15 protein-coding genes and 1 pseudogene are annotated in these 17,770 nt (G+C 65.8%); 2 read left to right on the top strand and 14 right to left on the bottom strand.

Annotated features, from left to right (window positions below; translation table 11 throughout):
- Positions 1-43 precede the first annotated feature (43 nt).
- Both G7Y85_RS08705 and G7Y85_RS08700 read left to right on the top strand, forming a co-directional pair.
- Positions 44-376, top strand: coding sequence for an MmcQ/YjbR family DNA-binding protein (locus tag G7Y85_RS08705; RefSeq protein ID WP_166255019.1), 333 nt, complete (start codon positions 44-46; stop codon positions 374-376).
- Between the two features lie 81 nt (positions 377-457).
- Complete coding sequence (locus G7Y85_RS08700; RefSeq protein ID WP_166255016.1) at positions 458-1,246, top strand: alpha/beta fold hydrolase; 789 nt, start codon at positions 458-460, stop codon at positions 1,244-1,246.
- A 77-nt stretch (positions 1,247-1,323) separates the two neighbouring features.
- On the opposite strand, the gene G7Y85_RS08695 is transcribed toward G7Y85_RS08700, so the two are convergent.
- From G7Y85_RS08695 to G7Y85_RS08635, 14 genes and pseudogenes are all read right to left on the bottom strand, one after another.
- Entirely contained in the window at positions 1,324-3,900 is a 2,577-nt protein-coding gene (locus G7Y85_RS08695; protein ID WP_166255013.1) for an efflux RND transporter permease subunit, read from the bottom strand.
- Positions 3,897-5,144: a WD40/YVTN/BNR-like repeat-containing protein gene (locus G7Y85_RS08690; RefSeq protein ID WP_166255010.1), complete on the bottom strand. Its 1,248-nt coding sequence runs from the start codon at positions 5,142-5,144 to the stop codon at positions 3,897-3,899. Before G7Y85_RS08690 ends, G7Y85_RS08695 begins: the two co-directional genes overlap by 4 nt.
- 105 nt (positions 5,145-5,249) lie before the next feature.
- Complete coding sequence (locus G7Y85_RS08685) at positions 5,250-6,455, bottom strand: acetyl-CoA C-acyltransferase (RefSeq protein WP_166255006.1); 1,206 nt, start codon at positions 6,453-6,455, stop codon at positions 5,250-5,252.
- A gap of 97 nt (positions 6,456-6,552) precedes the next feature.
- Positions 6,553-7,011, bottom strand: a complete 459-nt coding sequence (locus tag G7Y85_RS08680; protein ID WP_166255002.1) for a MaoC family dehydratase — start codon at positions 7,009-7,011, stop codon at positions 6,553-6,555.
- 5 nt (positions 7,012-7,016) lie between these two features.
- Positions 7,017-7,808: an SDR family oxidoreductase gene (locus G7Y85_RS08675; RefSeq protein ID WP_166255000.1), complete on the bottom strand. Its 792-nt coding sequence runs from the start codon at positions 7,806-7,808 to the stop codon at positions 7,017-7,019.
- A complete protein-coding gene (locus G7Y85_RS20625; protein ID WP_366514942.1) occupies positions 7,805-9,028 on the bottom strand; it encodes an acyl-CoA dehydrogenase family protein in 1,224 nt (407 codons plus the stop codon). The genes G7Y85_RS08675 and G7Y85_RS20625 overlap by 4 nt, the downstream gene beginning before the upstream one ends.
- 9 nt (positions 9,029-9,037) lie before the next feature.
- Positions 9,038-10,135: pseudogene (locus G7Y85_RS20620) on the bottom strand (acyl-CoA dehydrogenase family protein); the annotation flags it as partial.
- Positions 10,136-10,231: 96 nt separating this feature from the next.
- Positions 10,232-11,362, bottom strand: a complete 1,131-nt coding sequence (locus tag G7Y85_RS08665; RefSeq protein WP_166254994.1) for a tetratricopeptide repeat protein — start codon at positions 11,360-11,362, stop codon at positions 10,232-10,234.
- A gap of 92 nt (positions 11,363-11,454) precedes the next feature.
- Positions 11,455-11,916 carry an acyl-CoA thioesterase gene (locus tag G7Y85_RS08660; RefSeq protein WP_166254991.1) on the bottom strand — a complete coding sequence of 154 codons (462 nt, stop codon included), beginning with the start codon at positions 11,914-11,916 and terminating at the stop codon, positions 11,455-11,457.
- Positions 11,906-12,784, bottom strand: coding sequence for an SDR family oxidoreductase (locus G7Y85_RS08655; protein WP_166255957.1), 879 nt, complete (start codon positions 12,782-12,784; stop codon positions 11,906-11,908). The genes G7Y85_RS08660 and G7Y85_RS08655 overlap by 11 nt, the downstream gene beginning before the upstream one ends.
- Before the next feature lie 624 nt (positions 12,785-13,408).
- A complete protein-coding gene (locus tag G7Y85_RS08650) occupies positions 13,409-14,560 on the bottom strand; it encodes an acetyl-CoA C-acetyltransferase (protein WP_166254988.1) in 1,152 nt (383 codons plus the stop codon).
- Between the two features lie 26 nt (positions 14,561-14,586).
- Entirely contained in the window at positions 14,587-15,642 is a 1,056-nt protein-coding gene (locus G7Y85_RS08645; protein WP_166254985.1) for an acyl-CoA dehydrogenase family protein, read from the bottom strand.
- A 103-nt stretch (positions 15,643-15,745) separates the two neighbouring features.
- Complete coding sequence (locus G7Y85_RS08640) at positions 15,746-16,912, bottom strand: acyl-CoA dehydrogenase family protein (protein WP_166254982.1); 1,167 nt, start codon at positions 16,910-16,912, stop codon at positions 15,746-15,748.
- Between the two features lie 92 nt (positions 16,913-17,004).
- Positions 17,005-17,763 carry an enoyl-CoA hydratase family protein gene (locus tag G7Y85_RS08635; RefSeq protein ID WP_166254979.1) on the bottom strand — a complete coding sequence of 253 codons (759 nt, stop codon included), beginning with the start codon at positions 17,761-17,763 and terminating at the stop codon, positions 17,005-17,007.
- Between the last annotated feature and the right edge of the window lie 7 nt (positions 17,764-17,770).

Below are 17,770 nucleotides of genomic sequence, written 5' to 3'. Positions count from 1 at the left end.
GCCGGGATATGCTTGCCCTACCGCGTACCGCACGGAGACTTGGATGAAGCTCGCGACGATTCGCAAGCAGGCGCTGGCATTGCCGGAGGTGACGGAAGAACCGCACTTTCATTACACCTCGTTTCGCGTCGCCGGCAAGATTTTCGTCACCGCGCCGCACGAGGAAACGCACATTCACGTGTTCGTCGGCGAGGAAGAGCGCGAGCGCACGCTGACCCTGTATCCGGAATTCGCCGAGAAGCTGATGTGGGGCGCGCGCGCGGCCGGTTTGCGTATCGCACTGGCCGCCGCGCGGCCCGCCGCGGTCAGCGCCCTGCTCCGCAAGGCATGGACACACAAGGCGCCGAAGCGCCTGCAGGGCGCGCTGGACGCGTGATCGCGGCGGCTTCGGTGCGGGTACCGGTCGCGTCCGGCGCGCTAAGCTGAGCACACAAGAACGAATGAGGAGACGCAGGCGATGCCTTACGCCAAAGCCAACGGCCAGAATCTGTATTACGAGGACAGCGGCGGCGACGGCCCCGCGATCATCTTCTCGCATGGTCTGGCGATGGATCACGAGATGTTCGCGGCGCAGGTACAGGCCTTGCGCAACCGCTGGCGTTGCATCACCTGGGACGAGCGCGGCCATGGTTTGACCGCAGGCGACACGATCGCGCCGTTCTCGTATTACGACTCCGCCGATGATCTTGCGGCGCTGCTCGGACATCTCGGCATCGAAAGCGCGGTGCTGGCCGGCATGAGCCAGGGCGGCTATCTGTCGCTGCGTTGCGCGCTGCGCCACCCGCAGCGCGTGCGGGCGCTGATCCTGATCGACACGCAGGCACAGCCGGAAGACCCGGCGAAGGCGCCGGGCTACCGGCAGCTGGTGGATGCCTGGGCGACGCAGGGATTGCCGCAGGAAGTGGCGGACATCGTCGCCAACATCATCCTTGGTCCCGGCTGGCCTGGCACCGCCGCCTGGCAGGCCAAGTGGCGGCAGTGGAAGCCGCACAACCTGCTCGCCTGTTTCGAGACGCTGTTCGATCGCGACGACATCAGCGCGCAGCTCGCCGGCATCAAGGTGCCGGCGCTGGTCATCCATGGCAGCGACGATGCCGCGATTACGCTGGAGCGTGCGCGCGACATGTGCGCGCGCCTGCCGCAGGCCGGGATCGTGACGGTGCCGGGCGCCGGCCACGCCGCGAACCTGACGCACCCGTTACCGGTCAACGCCGCGATCGAAGCGTTCCTCGCGACGCTGAGCTGAGCCCCTGCCGGCACCGCGCCGACAGGAACCGCGCCCCGTCGTTGCCGGCGTGGCGTTCTGCCCTCCGGCCCGGGCGATCAGCCGTGGCGCACGCGACGCGCGGCGGCAGTCGCCGCGGCGCGATCGCGGAACAGCCAGGCGCCAAGCGCCGGCAGCAGACAGATCGCACCGAGCATGTTGACGAGGAACATGAAGCTCAGCAGCAGGCCCATGTCGCCCTGATACTTGAGCGCCGAGAACGTCCAGGTACCGACGCCGATCGCCATCGTGATCGCCGTGAATACCGCCGCCGTGCCCCGCTGCAGCATCGCCTCGCGGAAGGCTTCTTCGAACGAATGACCGTCGGCGAGGTGATGCTGGATGCGCTCGAACAGGTAGATGCCGTAGTCGACGCCGACACCGACACCGAGCGCCACGACCGGCAGGGTCGCGACCTTGAGGCCGATGTGCATCGACGCCATCAGCGCGTTGCAGAAGATCGACACCATGGTCAGCGGCACCAGCACGCAGATCGTCGCGCGCCAGGAACGGAAGGTCAGCAGGCACAGCAACGCCAGCGCGCCGAAGATCGCGAGCAGCATCTTGGCTTCGGCGGCTTCGACCGCCTCGTTGGTGGCCGCCATCACGCCGACGTTGCCGCTGGCGAGACGGATCTTCACGCCGGGCACCGGATGATCCTTGATGAAGCGCTTGGCTTCGCGGATCGCATGGGCGATGGTCGCGCCTTCATGGTTCTTCATGAACACCATGACCTGGATCGCCTTGCAGCCTTCGGTGTTGAACCCCATGTTCGGGTCGAAAGCCTTGGAGCCGGTCGACAGGCCGACGCTCGAACGCGGCAGCGCGCGCCAGCGCGGATTGCCTTCGTTGAACGCGGCGATGACCAGCTTGCCGATGCCGGCGACGCTGGTCACCGAACGCACGCCGTCGACACCGCGCATGTACAGCTCGAGCTGGTCGATGACGTTCATCACCGGGTAGTGCAGGCAGGAGTCGCCGCTGAAATCCGGCGCCTCGACGATGATGCTGAGCACGTCGGTGCCGATGTTGTAGGTCGTCGCGATCTGGCGATCGTCGTGGTTGTAGCGCGATGTCGGCCGCAGTTCCGGCGCACCGGTACCGGAGTCGCCGATCACCAGGCCGCGCGACAGCTGCGTGGTACCGGCCAGCAGCACGAGGCAGACCGCGAACACGCCGAGTGCGAACTTCGGTGTCGCGCACTTGGCCATCTGGTTCCAGATCGCCATCTGTCGCGACGACGGCGGCTTGAGCGAATTGCGGCGGCTGCGCTCTTCCAGCCTGACGTGCGTGAGGATGATCGGCAGGATCATCTTGTTGGTGACGATCATCAGCAGCACGCCGAGGCAGGCGGTGATGCCGAGTTCGTGCACGATCGGAATGTCGATCAGCATGATCACGGCGAAGCCGAGTGCGTTGGTCAGCAGCGCGACGGCGCCGGGAATAAACAGCTTGCGGAAGGCCGCGCGCGAGGCCTCGACCGAGCTGCAACCCTGCACGACCTCGTTGCGCCAGGCGTTGGTCATCTGCACGGCGTGGCTGACGCCGATCGAGAAGATCAGGAACGGCACGAGGATCGACATCGGGTCGATGCCGAAGCCGATGATCGGCAGGATGCCGATCAGCCACAGTACCGGCAGCAGGGCGACGACCAGTGCCACCAGCGTCAGGCGCACCGAACGCGAGTACAGATAGAGCAGCACCAGGGTGATGACGAACGCGACCGCGAAGAAAGCGAACACGCCGACCAGGCCGCTGATGACATCGGCCAGCAGCTGCGCGAAGCCGATGATGTTGACCTCGACGTTCGGGTTGTAGTCCGGATTCGCGACCTTGGCGACCGCCAGCTCCTTGCCCTTGATCTTGACCAGCTCGCCGCCGCCCGGCGGACGCTCGTAGAAGGGCTGCATGTCGAGCATCCAGCCGTAGTCGACATAACCCTCGTCGATCTGGTCGCCCTTCTTGAACGGCGGATGGTCTTCCTTGAGCGTGTAGACGTACTTGGTCTTGCTCTCGAAGCGGCCACGGATGTTGCCGAGCGCGGCCATCACCTGCTGATAGAAGATCTGCGCCTTCTCCGGATTGCCGGTGTCGACTTCCTGCAGGTCGGCACGGATCAGCGCGCTCTTGAAATCATTGGCGACCAGCAGGCCGACCTGGCCCGACAATGAGACGTTGTGGCGCACGCGTGCCAGCTGCTCCGGCGTGGCCGAGAAGCGCGCCGGCACCACCGGCTCGCCCTTGAAGCCGTCTTCGGTGATTTCGATGTAGTAGGTGTTCGGCGTGAAGATCGACGACACATGCGTGCGATCGATGCCGGGAATCAGGAAGACGTCATCGGTGGCCTTGCGCATCGCGTCGAAGAACGGCGCGTTGTAGATGTCGCCTTCGCCTTTCCAGTGCAGATTGACAAGCAGGGTGTTGGCGCCCGAGAAGTTCTTGATGTGATCCATCATCGTGCGCATGTATTCGTGCTTGATGGGGATCTGCTTCAGGAAGCCGGGATCGAGCTGGACGCGCGTCGCGCTCCAGCCGAAGAACACGGTCATTGCCAGGAACAGCGCGGCGAGCGCATGACGCCAGCCGATCAGGAAGTCGGAAATGCCGTCGACGCAGCGATGCAGGACGCCCTTCATGGCTGTGTCTCCTTGTCGTGTGCAGCAGAGGTGACGAGCTTGAGGCCGCCGTCGCCGCCGACCAGCCAGCTGTCGGCGCTCACCGGCAACACCGTCGCCAGATCACTGAATGCCGGCTCCAGCGGCTGCGTGAAGCTGCGCCCGTCGTCCTTCGACACCAGCACCGTGCTGCCGGCGCCGACCAGCACCACATCACCGTCGGCGCTGACGTTGCCGCCGAACAGCGAGGAGCCGCTCGGCACCTTGCTCTCTTTCCAGGTCTTGCCGTCGTCTTCGCTGCGGAACACGTGGCCGCGCATGCCGAACGCCAGCAGCGACTTCGACTTGAGTGCGAGCACGCCGAAGAACGAACCGTCATAGACCTGCGGCAGCAGCTGCCAGTTGTCGCCGTTGTCGGTCGAGCGCGCCATCAGGCCGCGTTCGCCGACGAGGATCAGCGCGCCGTCGGCGGCGCGCACCATCGCGCTGAGGTGATGATCGCCCACCGCTTCGCTGACGACGCGTTGCCAGGTTTGCCCCTGATCGTCGGACTTCAGCATCAGGCCGAAGCCGCCGACCGCGAAGATGCGATCGTTGAACGGACCGGCGATGCCGAGCAGCGGATCGGGTTGCAGTGGTTCGGGCCCGCTGTCGCCGCCGAAGCCCGCACTGCCGTCGTCGGCCGGTGGCTCCGCGCTGGTGCCGACGTCGCCCGGGGGTTCGGCACTCATCGACGCGTCCGGCGGCGGCTCGGCGCTCATGCCGGCATCGGGCGGCGGTTCGGCACTGCTGCCGGCGTCGGGCGGCGGCGCAATCGCACCGCTCGGGCTGTCTTCGTCGGCGTCCTTCGGTGTCGGAATGAAGAAGGCTTCCTTCCAGTGTTCGCCGCGATCGGTGCTGCGCAGGATCCAGCCATCGTGACCGACCGCGAGCACCAGCTTGTCGTCGATGAACTTGACCTTGGTCAGCGTCGAACCGCGCTGCGGGTCGACCGTCGCTTCATGCCAGGGACCCTTGACACTGTCGGCGACCAGAATCCGGCCCTGCTCGCCGACCGCCAGCAGACGGTCACCGTCGCGCGCGAGACCATCGACCAGCAACCCGTCCGGATGCACGGCGGTCGGCGCGAACGGTGGCGCCGGACGCGGCGAGAACGCGTACGCCGCGGCGGCGGCCACGATCAGCGTGAAGATCAGTGCCGGCCAGGCGCCGGTCGACGCGGGGCCGGCAGGATCGGATCCTGCCGCTGCTGGCGTTGCCTTCATCAGACTCTCTCCTCTTTACACTCGTGTCGCGCCGCCTCGTGCGGGCGCGCCGGTCGGTCTCGTGCGCCCCGGTCCGGCACATGCGCGTCTTTTCGGTCGGCCGCTTCAGGCCGGAATTTCAAACAGGCCGGCAGCGCCCATGCCGCCGCCGATGCACATCGTCGCCACCACGTACTTCACGCCGCGACGGCGGCCTTCGATCAGCGCGTGCATCACCATGCGCGCGCCGCTCATGCCGAACGGATGACCGATGGCGATCGCGCCGCCGTTGACGTTGAGCCTGTCGTTGTCGATGCCGAGCTGATCGCGGCAATGGATCACCTGGCAGGCGAACGCCTCGTTCAACTCCCAGAGCCCGATGTCGGAAATCTTCAGTCCGTTGCGCGCGAGCAGCTTGGGAATCGCGAACACCGGGCCAATGCCCATTTCGTCAGGCTTGCAGCCGGCGACCGCGAAGCCGCGATAGATGCCGAGCGGCTTCAGGCCGCGGCGCTTCGCGTTGTCGCTGCTCATCAGCACCGTCACCGCCGCGCCGTCGGACAACTGCGAGGCATTGCCGGCGGTGATGTGCCGGCCCTGCTTGATCCACTGGCCGTCCTTGAACACCGGCTTGAGGCCGGCAAGACTCTCCAACGTGGTCGACGGGCGATTGCCTTCGTCGGCAGCCAGCGTGACCTGTTCGCTGCCAGCGGGATTGCCTTCCTTGTCGAACAGCTGCTTGCTCGCCGTCATCGCGACGATCTCGTCGTCGAACTTGCCGGCCTTTTGTGCCGCCGCGACGCGCTGCTGGCTCTGCAACGAGTATTCGTCCTGCCGTGCACGCGTGATGCCGTAGCGCTCGGCGACGACTTCCGCGGTCTCGATCATCGGGATGTACGCGGTCGGCTGCAGCCCGAGCACCGCCCTGGAGACGAAGCGATAGCTGTTCTTGTGCTTGTTCTGCACCAGCGAAATCGATTCCAGGCCGCCGGCAACAACGATGTCCTGCTCGCCGGCGATGATGTTCTTGGCCGCGATCGAAATCGTCTGCAGGCCGGACGAGCACTGCCGGTCCAGCGTCATGCCAGGCACCGTGTCCGGCAGGCCGCCGGTATACGCGCACAGACGCCCGAGGTTGTAGGCCTGCGTGCCCTGCTGCGCGGCGCAGCCGATCAGCACGTCGTCGACTTCATGCGGCGCGATGCCGGCGCGCTCGACCGCCGCCTTGATGACGTGGCCGCCGAGCACCGGCGCTTCGGTGTCGTTGAATGCGCCGCGATAGGCCTTGCCGATCCCGGTCCGGGCGACGCTGACGATAACCGCTTCAGTCATGGAGTGTCTCGCTTGATGGATTTCGCGCGGGCGTCTGTCGCCGGCGTTCTCGCTGCACTGCGCTCACGGAAACGATGTTCACCGGTACAGTGCCTGCTCAGAAGTAATAGCGGCTGATCGTGTCGGCGATGCACGCCGGCTTGGCTTCGCCGTCGATCTCGACGGTCACACGGATCACGGCCTGCACGCCGCCGTCCTTGGTCTTTTCGGCGGCGATCAGCTCGCCCTTGCCGCGGATACGGCTGCCGACCTTGACCGGCATCGGAAAGCGCACCTTGTCGAGACCGTAGTTGACGCCCATCTTCATGCGCACGTCGACGATTTCCGGCAGGAAGCGCGAGGCCAGCGACAGGGACAGGTAGCCATGCGCGATCGGCGCGCCGAACGGTCCGGCCGTGGCCTTCTCGACATCGACGTGTATCCACTGGTGATCGTCGGTGGCGTCGGCAAACAGATTGACGCGATCCTGCGCGACCGTGAGCCACTCGCTGGTGCCCAGCGTCTGGCCGACCGCGGCGAGCACGGCGTCGATCGAATTGAAAACGGGCTTGCTCATCGGCTTCAGGCTCTCTGGCTCGACGCCGACACGGTTTCGCCGACGAGGTAGGACGAATAATCGGAGGCGAGGAACACCATCACGTTGGCGACCTCCCAGGCTTCGGCGCCACGACCGAAGGCCTCGCGGCTGGCGAGTTCGTCGAGCAGGGCTTCCGGCGCGCTCTTGCGCAGATGTTCGTGAAAGACGATCGACGGCGAGACGGCATTGATGCGCACACCGAATTCGGCGGCCTCGACCGCGCTGCAGCGCGTCAGCGCCATCACGCCCGCCTTGGCGGCCGCGTAGTGCGCCTGCTCCTTCTGCGCACGCCAGCCCAGCACCGAGGCGTTGTTGACGATCACGCCGCGGCCGCGCGGCTGCATCCTGCGCAGCATCGCCCGCGTCATGCGGAAGGTTCCGGTCAACGTCACATCGAGCACCTTGTTCCATTCCTCGTCAGTCATGTCGACAACGCGCTTGCTGCCGCCGAGACCGGCGTTATTGATCAGCACGTCGACGCCGCCGAGCTTGCTTTCCGCATCCTCGACCAGCGCCTGCACGTCGTCTTCCACGGCGACATTGGCGATGCGGCCATGGACCTCACAGCCCGCATGCTCCTTCTTCAGCGCCGCGACTGCCTCGTCCAGACGGCGGGGATGGATGTCGGAGATGAAAACGGCGCGCGCGCCTTCCTCGGCGCAGCGCAGCGCCGCCGCAAAGCCGATGCCGCCGCCGGCGGCGGCGGTGATCAGCACGCTGCGGCCCTTGAGCAGGCCGTGGGCGGGAACATAGGGCGGCGGCGGGACGGTGATCATTTGGCTTCCGGAGCGGGGCGGACTTCGCGTGGCATGCCGAGCCCGCGTTCCGCGATCAGGTTGAGTTGGATCTCGTTGGTGCCGGCATAGATCGTGTCGGCCCGCGAGAAGAAGAACAGCTGCTGCAGCGGCCGGATCGCGGGATCATCGGAGATCACGTCGCCCGGCGCACCGAGTGCGTCGACGCCGAGCTTGCCGAGTTCACGGTGCCAGTTCGACCAGTAGTACTTGTAGATCAGCGCCTCGCGCTTGAGGCCGAGGGCGCCGCCGTCGGCGAGCATGCGCAGCGCGTTGTAGCGCATCACGCGCAGGCCGCACCAGGCCTGCGCGAGGCGCTGACGCAAAGCGGCGTCGCGGTCGCGGCCCCGCGCGCGCATCGCGTTCACGACCAGCTCGAATTCGTACGCGAAATGCATCTGCTGCCCGAGCGTCGAAACGCCGCGTTCGGCCTCGAGCAGGCCCATCGCCACCTTCCAGCCATCGCCGGGCTTGCCGACGACGTGCTCGGCCGCAGCCACTGCCTTGTCGAAAAACACTTCGTTGAATTCGGAGCCACCGCTCATCTGCCGGATCGGGCGGATCTCGATGCCGGGCTGGTCCAGCGGCAGCAGCAGGAAGATCAGTCCCTTGCTGCCCTTCGAGCCCGGCTCGCAACGCGCGAGCACGAAAATCCATTCCGACTCGTGCGCGAGCGAAGTCCATATCTTCTGGCCCGACACCTGCCAGGAACCATCCGCCTGCTGCTCGGTGCGCGTCTGCACATTGGCCAGATCGGAGCCGGCATTCGGTTCCGAATAGCCCTGTGCCCAGTATTCGCGGCCAGCGACGATCTCCGGCAGGAAGCGCTTTTTCTGCGCGTCCGAGCCGAACGCGATCAGCGTCGGCCCGATCAGGCCTTCGCCGATATGGCCCATGCGTCCGGGCCCGCCGGCGCGCGCGTATTCCTCGTGAAAGATCACCTGCTGCGCGATCGACAGGCCGCGTCCGCCGGCGTCTTTCGGCCAGCCGACACAGGTCCAGCCGCCGGCCGCCAGCTCGCGTTCCCATTCCTTGCGCAGCGCCGGAAAGGCTTCTTCGTCGCCGGGGCCGCCGCGGTGGCGCAGCTCGGCGAAACGTCCGTCGAGATGGTCGTGCAGCCACGCCGCGATTTCGTCGCGAAAGACCTCGTCGCCACCGGCGGCGCGGACACTTGCGACCTGCGGCGGGGGTGCGTCGGCCAGCAGCGACGCCGCGATGACCTCGCGCCCGTGCTCGGCGGTACCGAGCCAGTGCGATGCGGCCTGCGCGCGTTTGAAATACAACTGCGGATCGTATTCCCAGGTGAAGCCGACGCCGCCGTGCAATTGCACGGCTTCCTGCGCACACCAGAAATACGTGTCGGCTGCGAGCTGGCCTGCGGCCGCGCATTCGCGCGCGAGTTCCGCGGCATCCGCATCACCGGCCGCAAGCGCGGCGGCACCGGCGACCAGCGAGCGCAGCGCTTCGACCTTCACCATCATGTCCGCACAGCGGTGCTTGACGGCCTGGAACGAAGCGATCGTGCGGCCGAACTGCTTGCGTTGCGCGACGTACTCGACGGTGAGGTTCAGGCACTGCTGCGCGCCGCCCAGCGATTCGGCAGCGAGATACAGACGCGCAAGTGCGAGCGCGCGGACAAAGCCGTCGACGCGCTGCGGATCGTCGATTCGTTCCGCAGCGGCGCCGTCGACGTGGACGCGCGCAAAGCGGCGGGTCGAGTCCCAGGTCGACAGCTCGCTGACGGCAACGCCATCGGCCTTGCGCGGCACCGCGAACAGCCCAAAACCGGCGTCGCCGGTCCGCGCCAGCAGCAGCAGGGTGTCGGCGCTGGCACCGTCGACGACCTGCGCGATCGTGCCCTCGAGCCGCCAGTCGTCGCCGACGAGATCGGCCTGCACGGCCTCGGCGGCCGCACGCCAGTCCGGGTCCGGCATCGTGACGCCGAAACGCACGCGCCCTTCGGCGATCGCCGCCAGGGGGCCGGCCATGCTGTCGTCGCTGCCGGTCTCGGCGATCAGCGTCGCCGCCAGACAGACCGTCGAAAAGTATGGCGCGCAGAACAGGCGCCGCCCCATCGCCTCCAGCAGCACGGCCATTTCGACCGGGCCGAGTCCGAGGCCGCCATGCGCCTCGCGGATCGGGATCGCACACCAGCCGAGCTCGGCGGCCAGCCGCTGCCAGATCCCGCCGTCGAAGCCGTGCTCGCCGGCCATGTGCCGCCGCACCGCAGCCGAGTCACTGACATCGGCGAGGAAATTCTCGGCGGCGTCGCGAATCAGCAGCTGGTCGTCGCTGAGAGACAGGTTCATCTTTTGCTTGCGGAGAGTTGTCCCGCATTATTCGAACAATGCCCCGCGGACTCTTCATCCGTTGGGACGATTGCCGACCCGGCCGCGCGCCGGGTGTCAATGCATCTGCAAGGCGCGCAGCTTCTCCAGCTTGCCGGCGTACAGATCGCGGTCGCTGAGATTGACGCTGAGTTGCATGGCCTCGCTCAGATGCTCGCGGGCGCCACTCACGTCGCCGAGCTGTGCGCTGGCCACTGCGATCGCGAAGTGCAGTTCGGCGCTGTACGGAAGATGTGCGAGCTCCTGCCGATAGAACTTCATCGCGGTCACAGCATCGCCGCGAGCATACGCTTCTTTGCCCTTGTCGAGGAACTCAAACGGTCGATAGCCCTGCAGCTTCGCCAGCTGTTGCCGGACCAGTGCGGCGTCGCCTGTGCGCCCCTGATGGTCAAGAGCGACGACAAGATTGGACAACAGCATTGTGTCGTCCGGCGCGCCGACCAACTGGTAACGGAAGACGCGCTCGGCGAGTTGCGGATCGCCATGCTGCAGGTAGCTCACGCCAAGCGTATTGTAGGAAGCTGCATAATCAGGCGCCGCATGAATTGCCGCACGTGCCCACCAATACGCGGCACCGGCGTCGCCGGCCGCCAGCGTCTCGGCCGCGCGGTTGTTCATGTACATTGCCAAGACTGTGCGCTCGTCGATTTCCCGCACGAGCTGTGCCTGCAAGTCTTCCGTTGGCACGAAATCGACCACGATTGCCGGCGCGATCACGGTATCTGTCCTTCGACTCAGCTCGATATTGACGTGGCCGTTCTGCAGCAACATGCCCTGCGTCCGCGTCCAGGTCCGCACCCGAGGCACGAAACGGTATCGCACATCGATATCCAGGGGCTTGGCGAGCGCTGCCGTGAGAATGACCAGCGACAGGCAGTTGCCGGCTCTGATGTCAAAGGTTTCAGCTGCGGTGCGCGTCACGGCAGCGTCATAGTCGATGTGGAGGCGGGTCCGCATTGCCTCGTAGAGTCCGCGGGCAGGTCCGTCTCGGCGCATGTATTTCGGAACTTCCTGCTCGAGGAAATCGCGCATCGCCGGACTCACCGCAAACAGATCAAGGCTCTTCAATTCGGAAGGCGGAGCGCCGAAAGCCGTATCCGCAAACAATGTCGCAGGAGCCTCAGCCTTGGGCATATTGCTGCAGGCCGCCAGCAGCATGGCCCCGCACACTGCGATCAACACTTTCATGGCCACCCCCGGACACTACCAGCCACCGATACGGGGCCTACTCTACGCTGGCGCATCGCACCCAGCATCCGTCGCAATGACCGTTCGGCGGATCACCCCAGGGTGGCATCACGGATGCCTGAGACACCAACCAGATACGAACGCAGTGCCGCCCGCTCGCCATCGTCCAGCGCAACCGCCTGATGCAGTTCACGATCCCAGCGCACGATGGCATTGCGGGCGGTCGCGACGCAGGTTTCGCCGGCGAAGATGCCGACGCCGATCTGGAACGAGCTGTTGCCGATCGCCAGCACGCGCACGCCGACTCGCAGATCGGCCGGATACTGCACCTCGCGGCGGTAGTCGATCTCGAAGCGGACGATGACGGTCTGCCGTCGATCGCCCAGGTCGAACATGTCGATCGAACGCAGGAAGTTCGCGCGGCCGGTCTCGACGTAGACGACGTACGCGATGTTGTTGACATGGCCGAGCAGGTCGAGATCGTTGAAGCGGACGCGCTCGTCGACCCAGTAGCGGTAGTCCCCGATCCGCGTGCCGCCAGCTTCAGGTGCCATAGACCTTCTGCGCCTTCGGCGACTCGGCGATCAGGCCTTCGACGACCTCGGTCAGCTCGGCCGAAGCCCAGCGTGCGCCTTTGTCACGGACGATGCCGGTCTTCCAGCCGTTGCTGATCGAGATCTTGCCACCTTCGACTTCGAACACCTTGCCACTGACTCTCGCCGACAGCGGGCTGCACAACCACACGACCAGCGGCGCGACATTGGCCGGATCGTAATAGTCGAAGCTGCCGTCTTCCGGCTTCTTCATCATCGCCGCGAACGGGCCTTCGGTCATGTTGGTGCGCGCCGCCGGTGCCAGCGCGTTGACCGTGATGCCGTAGCGGCCGAGCTCGGCCGCCTGCACCAGCGTCAGCGATGCAATGCCGCCTTTTGCAGCGACGTAGTTGCTCTGACCGATCGAGCCTTGCAGGCCGGCACCGGATGTGGTGTTGATGATGCGGCCATCGACTTTCCGACCGGCCTTGGTCTGATCGCGCCAGCGCTGCACGAGCCGGCTGGCGATGCAGAAATGTCCTTTCAGATGGACCTTGATCACCAGATCCCATTCGTCTTCCGACATCGACGCGAACATGCGATCGCGCACGACGCCGGCATTGTTGACGACGCCATGCACATCACCGAACGCGTCGACGCCGGCCGCGACGATGGTGTCCGCACCACTCATCGAGGTGATGTCCGCGCATGCCGTGACCGCCTTGCCGCCCGCCGCGACGATCTCGGCGACGACGGCATCCGCCGCGCCACGATTGATGTCGTTGACGACGACATTCGCGCCTTCGGCGGCGAGCGCCAGCGCATAGTGTTTGCCGAGGCCGGAGCCTGAGCCGGTGACGATGATGGTGCGGTTGTTGCAGATGCCCATGTCGGTTTCCTTCATTCGAATTCAAAAAGACGACGGCTCGATTTCATCAATCTACTGTCGTTGATCCAGCCCTTTGTTTCGCGCTGCGGCGCGACGTACTTTTCTTTGCTTGTGCAAAGCAAAGTACGCAAAAGAAAGCACACCCCAACGGCCGCACTCCGCTGCCGCGGAGTGCCCTGCGCTGCTCACGTGCTCGGGACCGTCGCCGACGCGGCGTCCTGCCGCGACGACGACTTGGCCGGCCGTCCTGGCCGGCCATTCCCTGCGCGCGCTGCGCTGCTCGGTGCGGCCCATGGGGACCCGAACGTCAAAAGCAAAAGCGCGATCATCGCGCCGTGCGGCGGTTGCTTTTGACGTTCGGGTCCCTTTGCGAAGCGCCGAGAAGCGCAGAGCGGCAGGGGTTGTCCGGGCCTGACTGTCTGAGCGGCGCAGCCGCGAGTTTCAGGCACGGCCTGCCGTTCGAGCATCGCAGGGCATTGCCGCGTAGCGGCAACGCGAAAGCCAGGGTGTCTTTTCTCTTGGTTCCTTACTCTTTGGACAAGCAAAGAGAAGGAACTCGCGCGACAGCGCGAAACAAAAGGCCGGATCAAGAACCCCCGCGTCGGCATTCAACGAATACTGCTGTCAGCCCAGCCGCTCGATGATCGTCACGTTGGCAACACCGCCACCCTCGCACATCGTCTGCAAACCATAACGTCCGTTCGTGCGCTCCAGTTCGTGCAGCAACGTCGTCATCAGCTTGACGCCGGTCGCGCCCAGCGGATGCGCGAGCGCGATCGCGCCGCCGTTGACGTTGGTCTTCTCGCGCGGGTAACCGATGTCCTTGAACCACGACAGCACGACCGGTGCGAACGCCTCGTTGATCTCGACCAGATCGATGTCTTCCAGCTTCATGCCGGTTTTTTCGAGCGCGCGCTTGGTCGCCGGAATCGGCGCGGTCAGCATGAAGATCGGATCGTCGCTGTAGACGCTCATGTGGTGGATACGGGCCCGCGCTTTCAAGCCGTACTGCTTCAGCGCTTTCTCGGAGACGATCAGCATCGCCGAGGCGGCATCGCCGGTCTGGCTCGACACGCCCGCAGTGATCGTGCCGCCGGGCGCCAGCGGTTCGAGCTTGGCCATCTGCTCGATCGAGGTGTCGCGCACGGTCTCGTCGGTCTTCAGACCTTCGGTCTCGATGATCTCGCGGTCGAAGCGGCCCTCGGCCTGCGCGACGCGCGCGCGGCGGTGCGACTCGAGCGCGAAACGCTCCATGTCCTCGCGCGAGATCTTCCACTTGTCGGCGATCATCTGCGCGCCGACGAACTGCGACACCGGCTGCGTCCCGAAGCGCGCGACCCAGCCCTTGGAGCCGGAGAACGGATCGTCGAAGCCGAGCGGCTTGGCACAGAGCATGGCCGACGAAATCGGGATTTGCGTCATGGTCTGCACGCCACCGGCGATGACGACATCCTGCGTGCCGCTCATCACCGCCTGCGCGGCGAAATGCACGGCCTGCTGAGACGAGCCGCACTGGCGGTCGATGGTCACGCCCGGCACATGCAAGGGCAGGCCGGCGGCCAGCCAGCTCGTGCGCGCGATGTTGCCGGCGAGTGGGCCGATTGCATCGAGGCAGCCGAAGATCACGTCGTCGTAGTCGTCGGCCGGAACGGCGTTGCGCTCGACGATCGCCTTGAGCACATGCGCGCCGAGATCGGCGCCGTGCAGGTGAGCGAGGCTGCCCTTGCGTTTGCCGGTGGGGGTACGCAGTGCATCGACGATATAGGCTTCAGCCATGGGAATCTTCCAGTGAATTGAACGGTTCAGAACGTGGTGCCGGGGCCGAGCGCGGCACCGTCGGCGAGAATGCTGTGATCGATCCGCGCCTTGTGGAACTTGGCGTCGCCCCAGGCCGAATCAAGCGCCCAGGCGCGTTTCATGTACATCTGCAGATCGGCTTCCCAGGTGTAGCCCATCGCGCCATGCGCCTGGATGCTCTTGCGCGCGGCGAGTCGCGCCGCTTCGCCGGCGGCGAGCTTGGCATGCGACACGTACGCCGACTGCCGTGGATCATCTTCCGCCACGGCATAGGCCGCGCGATGAATGACCGGCTCGGCGAATTCGATCTTCACGGCGACATCGGCGAAGTGATGCTTGACGGCCTGGAACGAGCCGACCGGTTTGCCGAACTGCTTGCGCTGCGCGGCGTGATCGACGCCCAGATCCAGCATGCGCTGGGCAAGGCCGAGCAGCTGCGCACTGGCCGCGAGCGCCGCGCGGTCGAGCAGTTCACGCCACAGCGCACCCCCTTGGCGGGCCGGACAGATGCGCGTCGCCGCCGTCGGCGTCCAGTTGAGCCTGTACAGGCGCCGCGACAGATCGATGCTGGCGTTGAACTCGCATTGCAACTGGTCGCGCGTCAGCGCATGAATCTCGTCCTCGTGCCAGAGCAGCAGCAGATCGGCGAGCTCGGCATCGGCGACCAGCGGATTGACCGGATGACCGACGGCGACGCGCGCGTTGCCGGATGCAATGCGCGGCAGCCATTCGCGCTTGAGCGCGATGTCGGCCGGCAGGTGATTGAGCAGGAACACGGCCAGATACGCGCTGTCGGTCAGCGAGTCGGGAATCGCGAAATAGCCGAGCTCCTGCTGGACGAGCACCCAGTCGAGATCGCCGAGGCCGATGCCGCCGAACTCCTCGGGGACCGACAGGGCAGTCAGCCCCTGATCGGCAAGCTTGGCGCGCAGTTCGGCCGAGCGCCCGGTCCTCGTCGTTTCCCAGATCTCGCGCAGCATCTCCGGCGCCGCCTCGACCATCAGGAACTTGTGGATCGCATCGCGAAACGCGAGCTGCTGATCTTCGAAAGTGAAATCCATGGATATCGTTGTCGCGAAGCGACTCAGTCGTCCCTCGCCCACGGCGTGGGAGAGGGCGGGGCCATCCGCAGCGCGGATGGTGGGGTAGGGGAGCGCGGAGTCATCACGACCGTGGCAATCCGAGCATGCGCTCGGCAATGATGTTGCGCTGGATCTCGTTGGTGCCGGCGTAGATCGGACCGGCCTGCGCGAACAGGAAACCGTCGAGCCAGTGCGCGGCGTCGCCGGCGCTCGGTGCGTCCGGCATCAGCTCGCCAAGCGGACCGAGGATGCGCAGCGCGGTTTCGTGCATCAGCAGATCGAGTTCCGACCAGAAGATCTTGTTGGTGCTCGCCTCGGCGCCGATCTTCGCGCCCTTGCCGAGTCGGCTCGCGGTGCGGTAGGTCGCCAGCGTGTAGGCCTCGGCGTCCATCCAGCTTTTCAGCACCGCCTCGCGGATGCCCGGATCGGTATCGGCAACATCGCGGTGCCGCTTGTAGAGATCGACAAGGCTGCGCGCGGTCTGCTGGAAACGCGCCGGCGAGCGCAGCATCAGGCCGCGTTCGAAGCCGGCGGTGGCCATCGCCACACTCCAGCCGGCGCCTTCGTCGCCGAGGCGATTGCCGACCGGCACGCGCACGTCATCGAAAAAGATTTCCGCGAACCCCGGCAGACCGTTGAGCTGCTTGATCGGCCGGATCGTGATGCCGGGCAGGTCGAGCGGCAGCAGGATGAAGGTCAGGCCGTGATGGCGGCTCGATTCGGGATCGGTGCGGAACATGCCGAACAACCAGTCCGCCCAGACCGCACGCGTCGACCAGGTCTTCTGGCCGTTGATGACGTAGTGATCGCCGTCGCGCACCGCCTTGCTGCGGATTGCCGCCATGTCCGAACCGGCGCCGGGCTCGGACCAGCCCTGTGCCCAGATGTCCTGGCCGGACGCCATGCGCGGCAGAAAGCGTGCCTTCTGTTCGTCCGTGCCGTACTCCATCAGCGTCGGCGCGAGCAGGAAGACGCCGTTCTGGTTGACGCGCAGCGGCGCGTTGGCACGCCAGTATTCTTCTTCGAAGATCAGCCACTCGACGAGATCGCAGCCGTGCCCGCCATACTGCTTGGGCCAGGTGACCGCGCTCCAGCGACCTTCGAACAGCCGCGCTTCCCAGCGGCGATGCGCTTCGAAGCCTTCTTCCGTATCGAAGCTCGGCAGCGGCTGCTTCGGCACGTTGGCCGCCAGCCAGCCGCGAATTTCCTCGCGGAACTTCTTCTGACGTTCGGTGTATTCAAGTCTCATGGTTGTTCGTACGCGTCCTGCGCAAGCCCGCACCATCCCTGGCGCGGGCGTTCGAGACACGCAGTGCGCGTGGTGGTTTCCGAGTTCATTTCTTATTTGTCGAAGTGGACATTGCGTTTCTCGACGAAGGCACGGCGCGTCTCGGCGGAATCCTTTTCGCTGTAGGCCTGCAGGGTGAAGCCCTGCTCCCAGCGGTACTTGTCCTCGAGATTGCCGTCCTCGATGCCGTTCAGCGATTCCTTGGCGAGGCGGATCATCGCCGTCGACTTGGCGGCGATCGTGCGGGCGATCGTCAGCGCCGCGTCGCGCAGCTCGGTGCGCGGCACCACTTTCTCGACGGCCCCGAGCCGATGCGCTTCGGCTGCCGTGATCGGCTCGCCGGTGAAGTACATCATGCGCACCTTCTGCACCGGGAACAGCCGCTGCAGGTGCGCGCCGCCGCCCATCGCGCCGCGATCGACTTCCGGCACGCCGAATGTGGCGTCGTCGGCAGCCACGACGATGTCCGCGGCGCCGGCCAGTCCGATGCCGCCGCCGAGCACGAAGCCGTGCACGGCAACGATCACCGGCAGCGCATTGCGATGCACGGCGCGAAAGCTGCGGTAATTGCCGGCATTGACCGAGACGATGCGCTCCGGATGCGCATCGAGTTCCTTGATGTCGACGCCGGCGCAGAAGCCGCGGCCTTCGGCGCGCAGGACGATGACGCGCACGGAAGGCTCATGGCCGAGGCGTTCGATCTCGTCGGCCAGCGCATGCCAGCCGGCATCGTCGAGCGCATTGACCGGCGGCCGGTCGAGCACCAGTTCGGCAATGCCGTCCGCAATCGTGGTGGTGAAACCCTGACTCATGTGCATT

Origin of the sequence: Solimonas terrae, from assembly GCF_011067135.1 — a bacterium.
Classification (GTDB): domain Bacteria; phylum Pseudomonadota; class Gammaproteobacteria; order Nevskiales; family Nevskiaceae; genus Solimonas; species Solimonas terrae.
The sequence above is the reverse complement of the archived record's forward strand: the minus strand, read 5'-3'. Positions and strand labels throughout refer to the sequence as shown.

Coding starts and splice junctions, on each gene's coding strand:
- G7Y85_RS08705 (WP_166255019.1), top strand. CDS start 44: ATGAAGCTCGCGACGATTCGCAAGCAGGCGCTGGCATTGCCGGAGGTG.
- G7Y85_RS08700 (WP_166255016.1), top strand. CDS start 458: ATGCCTTACGCCAAAGCCAACGGCCAGAATCTGTATTACGAGGACAGC.
- G7Y85_RS08695 (WP_166255013.1), bottom strand. CDS start 3,900: ATGAAGGGCGTCCTGCATCGCTGCGTCGACGGCATTTCCGACTTCCTG.
- G7Y85_RS08690 (WP_166255010.1), bottom strand. CDS start 5,144: ATGAAGGCAACGCCAGCAGCGGCAGGATCCGATCCTGCCGGCCCCGCG.
- G7Y85_RS08685 (WP_166255006.1), bottom strand. CDS start 6,455: ATGACTGAAGCGGTTATCGTCAGCGTCGCCCGGACCGGGATCGGCAAG.
- G7Y85_RS08680 (WP_166255002.1), bottom strand. CDS start 7,011: ATGAGCAAGCCCGTTTTCAATTCGATCGACGCCGTGCTCGCCGCGGTC.
- G7Y85_RS08675 (WP_166255000.1), bottom strand. CDS start 7,808: ATGATCACCGTCCCGCCGCCGCCCTATGTTCCCGCCCACGGCCTGCTC.
- G7Y85_RS08665 (WP_166254994.1), bottom strand. CDS start 11,362: ATGAAAGTGTTGATCGCAGTGTGCGGGGCCATGCTGCTGGCGGCCTGC.
- G7Y85_RS08660 (WP_166254991.1), bottom strand. CDS start 11,916: ATGGCACCTGAAGCTGGCGGCACGCGGATCGGGGACTACCGCTACTGG.
- G7Y85_RS08655 (WP_166255957.1), bottom strand. CDS start 12,784: ATGGGCATCTGCAACAACCGCACCATCATCGTCACCGGCTCAGGCTCC.
- G7Y85_RS08650 (WP_166254988.1), bottom strand. CDS start 14,560: ATGGCTGAAGCCTATATCGTCGATGCACTGCGTACCCCCACCGGCAAA.
- G7Y85_RS08645 (WP_166254985.1), bottom strand. CDS start 15,642: ATGGATTTCACTTTCGAAGATCAGCAGCTCGCGTTTCGCGATGCGATC.
- G7Y85_RS08640 (WP_166254982.1), bottom strand. CDS start 16,912: ATGAGACTTGAATACACCGAACGTCAGAAGAAGTTCCGCGAGGAAATT.
- G7Y85_RS08635 (WP_166254979.1), bottom strand. CDS start 17,763: ATGAGTCAGGGTTTCACCACCACGATTGCGGACGGCATTGCCGAACTG.